General features: G+C 43.1%; 6 protein-coding genes. 1 reads left to right on the top strand and 5 read right to left on the bottom strand.

Translation table 11 applies throughout. The features are described 5' to 3' along the window. Window positions 1-8 precede the first annotated feature (8 nt). Together QUA58_RS11905 and QUA58_RS11900 are read right to left on the bottom strand one after the other, a co-directional pair. Window positions 9-2096: a caspase family protein gene (locus QUA58_RS11905; protein WP_333394206.1), complete on the bottom strand. Its 2088-nt coding sequence runs from the start codon at window positions 2094-2096 to the stop codon at window positions 9-11. 63 nt (window positions 2097-2159) lie between these two features. Next, window positions 2160-6827: an nSTAND1 domain-containing NTPase gene (locus tag QUA58_RS11900; RefSeq protein WP_333394204.1), complete on the bottom strand. Its 4668-nt coding sequence runs from the start codon at window positions 6825-6827 to the stop codon at window positions 2160-2162. A 586-nt stretch (window positions 6828-7413) separates the two neighbouring features. On the opposite strand from QUA58_RS11900, the gene QUA58_RS11895 reads away from it, so the two are divergent. Beyond that, the gene (locus QUA58_RS11895) at window positions 7414-7893 is read left to right on the top strand and encodes a hypothetical protein (RefSeq protein WP_333394201.1); all 480 of its coding nucleotides are present in this window, start codon (window positions 7414-7416) and stop codon (window positions 7891-7893) included. Between the two features lie 76 nt (window positions 7894-7969). Here QUA58_RS11895 and QUA58_RS11890 read toward each other — a convergent pair whose 3' ends face one another. The 3 genes from QUA58_RS11890 to QUA58_RS11880 form a co-directional block, all read right to left on the bottom strand. Beyond that, the gene (locus QUA58_RS11890) at window positions 7970-8872 is read right to left on the bottom strand and encodes a peptidoglycan-binding protein (protein ID WP_333394198.1); all 903 of its coding nucleotides are present in this window, start codon (window positions 8870-8872) and stop codon (window positions 7970-7972) included. A 139-nt stretch (window positions 8873-9011) separates the two neighbouring features. Next, complete coding sequence (locus tag QUA58_RS11885; protein WP_333250012.1) at window positions 9012-9857, bottom strand: glycoside hydrolase family protein; 846 nt, start codon at window positions 9855-9857, stop codon at window positions 9012-9014. 499 nt (window positions 9858-10356) lie between these two features. After that, window positions 10357-12684: a S8 family serine peptidase gene (locus QUA58_RS11880; protein WP_333394197.1), complete on the bottom strand. Its 2328-nt coding sequence runs from the start codon at window positions 12682-12684 to the stop codon at window positions 10357-10359. Window positions 12685-12871 lie beyond the last annotated feature (187 nt).

Below are 12871 nucleotides of genomic sequence, written 5' to 3'. Positions count from 1 at the left end.
CATTTTTTTCACCTCAGCACATATTCCACCTTTTCCGTCGTCCATTCATTACTCGCTTTAGTTACAACCACCGCCTTTCGCCCCTGTAAATCTTGGTCTAACGCTGGCAATTCCCACAAGTGATAATTCGTTGCATCCACAGTTGCAAATACTTTTATTACATTTACCCCTTCCTCATAATTTTCTGGCAATAATAGTTCGAGTAATTCTGTTCTCTCTTGTCCGGGTTCTACAACTTCATAATTCACACCTTTGGGATAAAGTTGTTCTATACTAAAATCCATATCATCAAACATCAAGGCAGTGATATTTAAACTTCGAGTAGATTCATTGTGAATTACTAAATTGATATCTTCTGCACCTTTTTCTAATACAGGAACTTTACCATCAACATTCAAAACTACACGTTGCCGTTTGACTGATTTAACCAATTCAACCTTAAGTTTGCCATTTAAGCGAGAAAAAGCATCTTCATTATCCAACTCCAAACGAGTTTGATATATGGTAATATGGATTAAGCGATTAATTAGCTTTTTAGCAGCTTCAGGTGCCTCAACTTTAATCGGAAAAAGAACATTTTTGATAAGTTCTTTATTAGCATCTAAAATCAAATATTCTCCTTGAGAATTCACGGAAACAAAATAATTCACATTCTCATCTTTTTCGGTTTCTGGACAGAATTCTATCCAGCTATGATTTTCAACTTCCTGTTTTTGAGTTTCGAGTATACCAGGAAGTGATGACACATCTACACCAGGAATTTGCGGTAACGGGTCAGGCAGAAGAATCCGCACTTTGCGAATTTGTTCCAACGGTGGCCCTACATAGATAGCAGGTGAACCTATTTCAATTATTCCTTCTCTTAATTTAGGTTTGAGTTCTCTGGTTGTAAATTCGTTGTGTAACCCCGTTACTTCTGCCCAACAGTCGGATGCTCCCAGTTCTACTACTTTAACCGTAGCAATTCGCTGTTCCCTGTCCTCAAAATCCCTCGTTCTGAATCGAAAAATATCGAATTCTACTCCTTTTTTAAGGCCGCTAGCTTCACCCATTTGCAATTGGACTCGGTTTTTTGTAATATCTATTTTCATCACTGGCACGGTGCGGGTAGTGCGCGTAACAGGTACACTACGGAGAAGGGATGCGCCAGGAGTGAAGGAGACAGATTGACCGCCTAAGAAAAAGCGCTCTGTCTCGCCTATCAACATCGGTGTTTGTCGGCCAAATTCATTGCGAACTTGATTAGATATTTGATTGAACAAATCTTCTACAGCAATTTCTGTCCCGTGTTGTCGCAAAGCTTTTAATAAAAAATACGTCAAAGCGCCGTTGCGTTCCGTCCCTTCAAAAACCTTTTCATAAGCAAATTCCTGATCCCGACAAGCTGCTATTAAGGTATAACCTTTCGGTTCTGGTAACAAACCATTGACGACGGTAATATTCCGGCTATTTTCTGTTGAATTTTGCCAATTTTGGGCTAATTCCGGAAGCGGTGCAACCAAACTATCTGTAGGTCGAAGAGTCATATCAATAAAACCTTCACCGCGAATTTGGTCATCTCCGCTCATTTCTCTGGTTGCGCCACCGGAATGACAGCTATCGAGTACGAGGGTTACAACTAACTCTTTTGCCACCATTTCTTCCAGGAGTTTGGCAAATTCCAAGTCGCGCAAATAGCGTGAGTTTGGTTGACCGATATCGCAGGGAACTAAGGCTTCATCTAAACCCATAGAACCCTTGAGGCTTTCAAAAATTGTTTTCGCCCGTCCGCCGTGACCGGAGTAGTGAATATATACTCTGTCTTGAGGTTGGGCTTTGGCGGTTAGTTCTTTGAATTTGGCGACGATATTTTCATAAGTTGGTAGGAGTTCCGAGGGTTCTTGGGGTTGGTTGGGATTGTCGGAAGCAGTCGCGGTGAGTTTAATAACTTGGTCGGGTGTGAGGTTGAAGGTGTCTTTTAAATAGGTTTCGACGTTGTTAATATCTCGCACGCATCCCCGCAAGTTTTTGTAGTAGTTACCTTCTGGTAAGCGATGGGGGAAGTAGAAATTGATACCGATGAGGAGGGCGTATAAGTTGGGGGTTTGGTTTGTCATGGTTGTTGCTGGGTAAGGGGTTTGGAAAATATATTTGAGATTTGAATCAACTTTTTAGCAAGATTATTCTGAGCTAAAGTTTTTTAATACCTCATTAGTAAACGGATTTTTATCCTTTTTTAGAGATTCTATCCAATCTTTTTGCTTTGTTTTTTCATTTTCATCAGTGATTAATTTAATAGATTCTTCAAAATCTACGACAGTGCCATTAAAATCACCTATTAATGCTCTGGCCACACCCCGACTCTTACGAATCCATCGGTTATTAGGTTCGAGTTGAACAGCTTTGTCACAAGCAACTATAAATTTTTGTGGTTGCTGATTAAGGCTACCCATCCAACAGAGCTTATTCCAATCACTTGCTAAATAAATTAAATTTGAGTCCAGTTTAACAGCTTTTTCAAAATTAGCAATTGCATCATCAATACGGCCCTGTAACGTTAACTGTTCACCATGCAAAAATAAAGCTGTTGCAGAAGGTTTCACTCGATCGCAGAGATGGTGGTTCTCTGATTCAATGCTATTAGGGTTATTCTGTAAATAATTTTTGAGGTGATTGCAAGCTTTTGCTTGTAAGCTATTGAGTTCTATATCCCATAATCTTACTTGACCATCCTGAACACCAGCAACAAGAAATTTCTCTTTAGGACTGAAACTAACAGAATAAATTTCTCCTGTATTGATATCAATACTATTTATTAATATACCATCAAGATTCCAAATCTTGATCTTACGATCTCTGCTAGCCGAAGCAATCATTTGACCATCTGAGCTAAAACTTACACTCTCAACTTGGGCTGAATGCCCGTAAATTGTTTTTCGGAGTGTGCCGTCTTTATTCCAAAGCTTGATTGTCTGATCCCCACTAACAGAAGCAATGATTTTGCCATCGGGACTGAAACTTACGTCTGTAACTCTTTTAGTATGACCATGCAGAATTTTTACATTTGATGCATCATTCGTACTCCACAGTCTAACCGAATTATCGGCACTTGCGGAAACTAAAGTTTTTCCATCAGGACTAAATCTAACTTTATTTACTCCAGATTGATTTTTAAAGGTTCTTAGTAGACTACGATCTTGAGTATTCCAAAGTTTGATAGTCTTATCCAAACTTGCTGAAGCAATGTTTTTACCATCAGGACTAAAAGCTACACCTTGAACAGCTTTGCTATGACTAGATTTACTACTACATTTTTTATCTTTAGTTTCTATAAAAGCATCTATTAAAGGTTGAGGTAAGTGACTATCGGCATCCCATAATTTTATGGTACAATCTGCACTAGCAGTGATCATTCTACCGTCAAGAGGACTGAAAGCTACTTCATTAACCTCTTCACTATGGCTACGAACAGTACGATTATAACAGTTTGGGTCTGGTGATTGACTCAACGTAACATCTACTAAATCTTTGTTTATGCTGTTACCATTTACATTCAACTGTTTAACAATTTTGCACTTACTGGCTGAAGCAATTCTCTGACCGTCAGGGCTAAAGCTAACATCTAAAATAGGACTCTCTGCTTCTCCAAAAGCCTGTGGAGTTTTTTTTGTATTCCATAATTTGACTGTATTGTCGTGACTGGCAGAGGCAAAAATTTTGCCATCGGAGCTAAACTTTACATCCCATACTCCATTTCCATGCCCGTTCAAAGTTTCAGAGGTCATACCCGGTCGATCCCAATACCAAAGCAGAATATGTTTGTCCCAAGTCCCGCCTGCAATTATTTGATTATCAGGACTAAAACTAAGCCCTCTTACATAATCTTTGGAAGCTTTGAGGCAACTAAATTCAATCCCATTTTGACTTTTTTTAAGTTGGTTGTCACAAATTTCTCCCAAAGTTTTTTGATCGAGAGAAAATTTTAGATCTCTAATCCAGTCATTACTTTTGCTTTCTGCTTGTTTACGCCAGAGTTTAATTGTACCATCACCACCCCCTGTTACTAACATCTTTCCGTCATGGCTAAAATCTAAACTCCAGACTCCTCTTTTACTATGTCCCCTAAGAGTACCTAATAGTTCTACATCCTTAAATGTACCATTTTGACTTCTCCAAAATTTTACACTGCCATCATGACCACCAGTAGCTAGGGTTTGATTATCTTTAAAACTCATGCTCAAAAGCCAGCCTTGATTAGCCTTTATCGAGGTTAAGGGTTGACCATCTGAACTCCACAACTTAATATTACTATCATCATCTGATGAAGCAATTATTTCTCCGTTAGGACTAAACTTTACAACTCGAACTGGATGACTATGCCTTAAGGTAGATTTAAGAACCCAAGTACCATTTTGTTGTGACCAAAGTTTAACTGTTTTATCTTTACTTGCCGAAGCTATTATTTTACCATTTGGACTAAAAGTTGCTTTCCAAATAGTGTCTTTATGCACCTCGCCAAAATCTTGTAGTAAGCGACCTTCTTGACTCCATAGGATTAAATGTTTATCATAAGCTGATGTAAGAATTTGACCATCTTTGCTAAAGCTGATACTCGTTACACCACCTTGATGTTTCTCTAAACGATTTAACTCACGAGTCTCATAAACAGCTTTTCTCAAATTCATGATTACACTATTTCGGCTAGTGGTTGTTGATAGAAATGGGGTTTTTAACTTATTTGAAGCTTTTAAAATTTCTATTAAGCCCTCAAACTCTTTATTAGATTCTAGTAGCAATTGGGAAGATGTACTTAAATTTGCAATCTCAAAGTTATATCTATTTTTGAAAACTAATCCTGTCACAAAAACTAGAGAAATTGTTAGCAATCCGAATGTAAATTTTTTAAAAATCTCTTTTCGTTTTTCTCGATTAATACTTTTCTGGATAAACTCTTGCTCCTCTATTCTAAGTTGTTCTGGATGTTTGTTTAACCAGTCTTCCGCTACGCTTAAGGGGGCCCCTCTCAATAATCCCTCATTATCATAGTTGTTATTTTTCCAATCTTGTAACAGGACTTTTAAGCGTTCTTGCCAAGTCCGAAATTGACGACTAGCATTGATCCAATCACGGAAAGTTCCCCATTCTCGAATCAGCGCTTCATGTACGACTTCGACAGTGTCTTCCTGTTCTTGTTGTCCCGTGACCACCAAGCGTGCTGGATATCCTGCTAAATAACTGACCAAATTCCAGTTCTCTTCCCCCACTTCCGCACGGGTAGCAACGCGCCGAGTGTCTTCTGTTCCTTCCCCTGGACGAACTAACTGTACAAAAATTCGCTGTGTCTGCTTTTTCTCTGTTTCACTGAGTTGTTGATAAACTTGTTCTGCATGATTAGCAATGGCTTTTTTGACACCACCAATTTCTTCATAAGCTTGATGAGTTAATTCTCGATTGACTTGCTTTTCCCACAACCGAGTCAGGGCAAATTCTAATAAGGGTAAATTTCCGGGTTCTTGACCTACATCATCAAGAATACGTTGAGTTAATTGTGTTTCTAATTGCACTTCTAACTTGTGAGCAGGTAATTCAATCGCTTGTTGTAATTCCCCTCGTTTCATAGAACTCAAGAATTGCGGTGTGAATTCCTGTAAGAGATCCTTAAATCGAGGATAGGAAAGTACATAACCAAAAAAATCAGCCCGTAACGTTAAAACTAATGTGATGCTTTTTTCAGAAATAGCAGTGAGTAGCTCGTCGATAAACTGTTTTTGTTCTTGCTTCTCTAAACAAAGGGTGTAAAGTTCTTCAAATTGGTCTGCAACTAATAATAACTTTTTGCCTGGATTCTTTGTCAAAACACGAGACGCTACCTGTTGTAAAGTGATTCTACCTTGCTGCATATCACTACCTAATGCGACTGATTCCCGCAGTTTTTGAGTTTCACCTGCTTCTGGTTCTAATTGCCGTACCAAGGCAAATGCCAAGGCAGAAAAGGGTTCTTTCCCCGGTCGAAAAGTTTCAATTAACCAGTTTCTCTCTTTTCGCAACTTGGGAATTACTCCTGCAAATACTACAGATGATTTACCACTGCCACTAGGGCCAATCACGCCAACTAACGGTTGTTTATGTGTGACTTCCACTAAATTATTGACAAATTTTTCTTGACCAAAAAAGAAGTCTGCATCTTCTTCACCAAAGGCAGATAGTCCCTGGTAGGGGTTAGGAGGAATCTCATCTTCAAAATTAATTGAAATCTCATCAGTGGCAGAGGCAGTTAACTTTTTTTTCTTCAGAACAGGAGTTTCATTCTCCAAGAAACTTATCATCTGTGAACAACCTAACTCGTAGGCTTCTTCCACTTCATATCCAGCAGCGATCGCATCATAAAACCCTACAGCAAAGGCAAGGGCTGCTCGATCTCCGACGGCTCGATTCATGCCAATGACATAATTAACGTATTGGCTAATTGCCTCGGCCTGTACTTCGGAATAACAAGCATTGAGAATTACACAATCTACACCTTTCTGGGCAAACAATTTAAACATACTAGCTAGGGCGTTTGTCTGCACCAGCGCCATTTTTCCGGTATCGTCTTCTAGGACAATTCCATCTGCTCCAGCACCATGCCCGCAAAAGTGGACTATGTTGGGTTGATAATCTAAAATCGCTCGGTAAAAGTCACGGGAACGCACGGCCCATTTTTGTTGTAATTTATACTGATCTCGCTTATTTGCTCGTCGCAATCCTTCGTCAATTTCCCGGATCTCTTGATCCAATCGCAGGGGAGCGGTATTCGTGGGATTGGCTGCCAGAATCAGAATTGTTTTGACTGTGTTGTTGTTAGTCATGGCTTCGGAAATTGCTCTGGTTTTCTGGAGCTTTTATTTCTGTTTGCTTGAGGAGATTTATTTTACTTAAACGGGTAAAGGTCTTTGTATTTCTATACGGTGCTGTCTTAGTATACCAAACTGGCAATAAAATCTTTGCTCGCGTTAAGTAACTTTACAGTGTGACAGAATGTACAGCTATCATAACCAGTGGGATTGATTTGTTTAAGTTCTTCAACAAACTTAACTGTGTTTGCTTGATTTCCGGTTTGATAGTAACTTTCTGGCGATTTAAATATTACCATAAAGAATTGGTTTAAAGCCTCTCCCTTGTATGGAGAAATTAAAAGAAGACTATTCATTACTCGAATCCTCTTCCTTCCAAGTAGAGGTCGCTATCAACTGTCAACTGTCAACTGTCAACTGTCAACTGAAATACTTAGCAGCAGTTTGAGGGGTCGATCGCACTTGTCTAAAGAATGGTTAAGATTTCTGATGTGTAGCTCTGCCTTGGTTAAGCTATATTGACGGGTTTTCACTCATCAGCTTCGCAGGCAAAGGATAATCAGTAATATTCTAGTTAACAATAGTCGGGAGATAAGTAATCATGGCAGAAATTGAAGTTATTGTAGAAAGTTTGTGGGAACTTGATGAGGATCAGCTAGCAGCACAAATTGGCGATCGCGCTCAAGCCATAGAGGATGATGTGGCTGGACGTGGAACAACAGGAATAGACCCAGCTTCCCTGGATTCGATTGATGTGAATGTTGGCGCTAGAGCATCGATCGATCTCAGGCTCCTAGAAACTGGCCAGCGGTTGTTCGATGGCGTAAACCCCTTAGTTTACGATCTGATGTGCAAACCGCTGGGAAACGATCCACAGACTCAGAAAATCCTCGATGAAGCGATCGGCCAGAATTACACTAAAGCTGCTGGGATGTTAGCTCCTGTTCTCATCTCTGGACTGGGACTTGCTCCTGCTATTGCTACTCTCGTCGCTACGTTGATTATCAAAAAGATTGCCAATTATAGCGCTACTGCAATTTGTGACAATTGGAAGCAAAACCTGCCCAAACCCACAAGCTGAGCTATAAACGGAACTTCCACCGAAGGCGGTGGAAGTTCTGTTAGAGGTTTGGTGAACTCGATCGCGCGCTAACACTTCAACCTATTTGTTCGCGGGTTTTGAGAGCGACAATTCCGTCGGGCTTCAAACCTTTTTTCTGCTGAAATTCCTTGACTGCTGTATCTGTTCCCGGCCCAAATTCACCGTCAGCGCCAACTACAACGCCAGCTTTGTTCAAAGCTTCCTGAAGCTTGATCACATCTGAGCCTTCCATTCTCGGCATCGCCAAGCGCAAGGTTCTGGGGTTGTCATCCCACGGCGCTTTAGCAAACCCTTGAGCAGGCGATTGATTAAGTGCATCCTCGGTTTGGGGGCCAAAGCCGCCATCCTCGCCAATCTGTGAATCAGGGTTGTTCAGATTCCAAAGCTGCTGAAATGCGAGTATTGAGTTACTGCGAAGATCGATCGTCCCGTCGCCTATGTAGTCGAAGTGAGGCGGATCGCCCGGTAATGGCTCCCAGCCATATGGTATCAAATAAGATTCCCAGCCTCTGGCATCTTCAATGTCGATCGCTAGCCCTGTTTGGTGATTGCTGGTGCCTGGTGGCGCTACAGGATTAGAGTTGTTGAAGCGATCGTTATACAATAACATTTGCTGGGCGATCGTGCGGTAGGCAGAGTTCACCTCCATCGTTTGACCTCGATCTTGAATAGCTCTCTGAAGTGCCTCTTTTGCCGGGGTTTGTACGTAGGGAAAAGCTGCATCCAGCAAGTCTACATTAAGGTCATCAAAACTGACAAAGGCATCTGGCATCATCAGTTGCAGTTGATAAATCAACTGTTGAGATAAGCCATTGACCACCGCAGTCGAAGACTTGGGGGCATCTTGGAGCAATCCCGGGAAACTGCCTCTAAGTTCCAACATATCCCGTTGGACAAATTCTTCACAGGCTTCGATAATTACAGGTTGATTAAATAGAATGTCGCTTGAGTTAGTCATGGTTTTATCCAATCTATTTGAATTTGGTCAGTCCTGGATTCATAAACTCTATCCGTCGGGGATGCACACCGCACCTTACCTCCACAGAGCTTGTGAAAATTACTTGATCGTGTAAGTCTAATTGGTTATACAATCGATTTTATAGTCCCAATTCTTGGCGTGTTTGGGCGCCGACAACACCATCCGCCGTTAGCCCTTTTTGCTGTTGAAACTGTCGCACAGCACGATCGGTGTCTTTACCAAAAACGCCATCTGCTGAAACATTTATTCCTGCCGCGATCAGGGCTTCTTGCACTTGACGCACCTCCTCACCTTCCATTATTGGCTCGGTAAGTGTGAGAACCCGAACTTCAGGCATTCCTAAAAACAGAGCTTGCTCGGCCAAGCGCCTGCGTGTCAGCCCTGGCCAGGGTTCACCATTGACTTTATTCCACACAGGAAACTGATTGGCTGCTCCTTGATAATCCCCGTTGTTCAATAGCTTCAGAAGAGTTGAACCTCCAAAACCTTCTGTTCCTGGGCCCACGTTGAAACAGAAGCAAACCAGTGCAGAAAACTGGTTGTCATCGATCTCAACTTCAACGGCATCCTCAACATAGGATTCAAACTTTTCTAAATCTTCCCTCAGCAATTCTTCTGCTTGCGTTTGGCTAATAGTCAGTTCTGGATAAACATCATCGCCCGTGTGTCCGTAACCAATTGTCCAAACTCCACCGCCATCATCATAAGCAGTGAGTTCACATCCTTCAAAGGTAGTGAGAAGCTTGAAACCTTCTTGATTGATATGCTTTGAACCTCTGGGTTCTACCACATCAGGAGGTTGTTCGTCTGGAGGATGAATATGATATGTTTTAGCCACACTGAAGCTTAAAGCATCAATTAATGCTTTTACTTCCCCATTAGTCTCCGTGACTTTAATAGCTAGGTCGTCTTTGATTTCGTATACGTGACCATCGCCGAAGAGTTCCAACGATCTTTTTGGCATTTTAGTTTTTCCTTTTTACAAGGTAGGTTCAGTGACAAGAGGCATCTTGAGTAGCCGAACGCAAAAGTTTTGCCTATTTTCAAAATGAGTTAAAAGAGTCTATTAATTAATGATTTCGATCAAAAGTCTTGGCTTGACTGGTAATTTGGTTATTATATAGGTCTGTTCCACAGTCATGTTCGCGATTTACGCAAACCTTTACAAAAATTCATTCACCTTGACAATCGGCTTACCCAATCTCTCTGATTCACTACGCGCAGTTTTGGCTCATATTCCCCAGATGTAACTCATCTTATTGCAATAGTCCCGACTGTTTTTGATTTGCAGTCTGAAACCCTGAATTTCCCGGAAAGTAACTCGATATGTAAAGCTATCATCAGAAGAGCGACTTTTCGTCAGCACTTACGAAAAGTGGTTTGACTCGCGAATTATAGCGGCTTCAGTCCTCGAATTTATGCGGACTGAAGTCCTCATTACGAACCTGTTTTACTGTTCTTGGCTAGACAATGTAAGGAGAATCGATCGCCTTTGCCCGATTAATCGCCACCAAAGTCTGGTAAATCAAAACCGAAATCTCAGCGCGGGTAATATCCCGCTGCGGCGAAAGCCAATCGCGGGAAGGATAATTAACCACAATCTTCAAAGCTGTTGCTGTGGCGATCGCACTTAAAGCATAATTAGGAATCTGAGAGCGATCGATGTAAACTTTCAAAGAATCAGGATTGCCGCCCTTGAGTTCCAAACCGTTAACCAAAGATACGATCGCCTCACTCTTAGTCAAATTCTGATTCGGGCCGAACTTCAACCCCGGAAACCCCGCCAAAAAGCCGCCCCGATTTGCCCGTTCGATCGCACTTCTCGCCCAAAAACTAGCAGAAACATCAATAAAATTTGTAGCCGGCGCCCTCGGAATCGGACTAAACGCACTCACCAACAGCGCCGCATATTGAGCGCGATTTAAACTGTCATTAGGCCGAAAAGAACCGTCAGGAAAACCGCTAATTATATTCGCCGCAGCCAAAGCTTCAATAAACTTCTGTGCCCAATGTCCAGAAATATCGCTGAACACCGCACCCCCGATATTCGGATTGCCGCCGCCCTTTCTCACCGCAGCTTGCACAGCTTTAAAAGCATTCACTTTCCCGTAACCAAACCAATCGCTGCGGCCGTTGTTAGGATCGTAATTTCCCATGCGATTGCCCAACTGGGGATCGGGATCGGGATCGACAATTTTCTCAGCAGTTTGTTCGAGAATTCCCCGCACTTCCCGCGCTGTCAAACGGGGGTTAGCCGAAAGTATCAACCCTGCAACCCCAGCGACTACTGGAGTGGCGCTGGAAGTACCGCCAAAAGTATTAGTATAGTCCCCCCAGTCGTAGCCCCGATCGCCCACTCGATCGGCTGTAAACACCCCCAAACCGGGCAAATACTGCGTCACCTCCGGCGGCGTGACGATAAATCCGGTTTCTGGCAGCCAAGTCCCCGGCGGCGCGTTGTTGCTGGGGGCGCAAACCGAGATGCTGGTGCCCCAATTGCTGTAAGCTGCTTTTTTGTTGAGAGAAGTGGAAGCGCTGACGGCAATTACGTCTGGGTGAACGGCAAATCCTGCCAGCCATCTAGTTTGACCCTCCAGGATGTTGTTGGGCCAGCCCTTCTCGTTAACAGTACCGTTGACTGGGCGGTTGGCATTCCCCGCAGCGAACAGAATAACGCAGCCTCTGCCGCCCCGCCCTTGGGTTGCTGCTTTGGTGATGACTGCACTCTGCCGCAGGGAAAGGGGATAGTAAACTGCCGCAGGCCCCCAACTGCAAGAAATGACGGCGGCCCCTTTTGCGATCGCCCAATTAAATATTTTTTCGACAGAATCGTCATCGAGAAAACCCGTGGTACGGATGGGCATCAGGGCGCAGCCGGGGGCGACGCCGACAATGCCTTTGCCGTTTTCTTCAGCAACGGCGACGCCGGCACAACTTGTGCCGTGGTTGTCTGAGTCGGCTACGGGCATCGGGGAAGTGTCGCCGTCTTTGAAATCGATGGGTGAGACGATTTTGCCTTGGCCTTGAAAATCTGGGTGGGTGATGTCAACTGCATCGTCGGCGATCGCAATTACGATCGATCGAACTCCGCGAGTCATATCCCAAGCTGGTTCGGCATAAATTTGAGCACCGCCGACAAGTTGGTTGCCGCCTTTGTTATTGAGATACCACTGTTTGGGATAAAGCGGATCGCGGGGCGTGTAATGCTGCTGCGTCTCTACTAAAATGTTGGGTTCCGCTACCAGAACTTCTGCATATCTTGTCAGGCGGTTGGCAATTTTGATCGGGTTTTCTGTTGCTTGTTTGGTGACTTCGCCGACGAAGGTGTTGGGAATTCCTTCTACTGGCCGGACTATTTTTAAAGCTGCTGCATTGGCGATCGCCTTTCGCGATTGTTCGTCTACTTGTTCGCCAAATTGAATGGTAATTTGGTCGGTTATATAAAAGAATGTACTCGGATTGTTCGCGGGGCAATAGACGTGGCTGGCAAAAGCTACGGCATCGCTGGCGCGGGCTGCTTGCATTGCTGCTTCTAGACTAGAGGGTGAAACGAGATATTCTTCGAGATTGCTTTGGCCGATGCGGCGGTTGAGTTTTGCCCCAGTTGTTGCAGCCCAATCGTTTGAGGCTGATGCTGTTGATGAGGGGCGGACTGTAAAGCGGTTGGGAACTTTTGACAGCAGCAATTCATCGCCACCGCGCTGCAAAATCAGTGCCAGACTTTCATCTGGGACTCCAATTCCTTGATAATTTTGGAGAGTGTCGGAGGTGGGTTTGCTGGGTTGTACCATCAGAAATGTTCCTGTTTGATTTTGATGTAGTCTTACCGAAAAACTGGGTCTAAAGCCCCGTCCTTTTAGGACGGCTTTAATTAACTTTAGTTTTTGTTTGAGTTGTCTAGGGGAGCATCCCAGTTGAGAACTAAGCAGAAATACTTAAGGAAAATTCCCCGTTAAGATAAGCACAGCGTAAGCGAAG

This window comes from Microcoleus sp. N9_A1, from assembly GCF_036701795.1.
Taxonomy (GTDB): Bacteria; Cyanobacteriota; Cyanobacteriia; order Cyanobacteriales; family Microcoleaceae; genus Microcoleus.
Note: the sequence above shows the minus strand (reverse complement) of the source record. Positions and strands in the feature narration are given on the sequence as shown.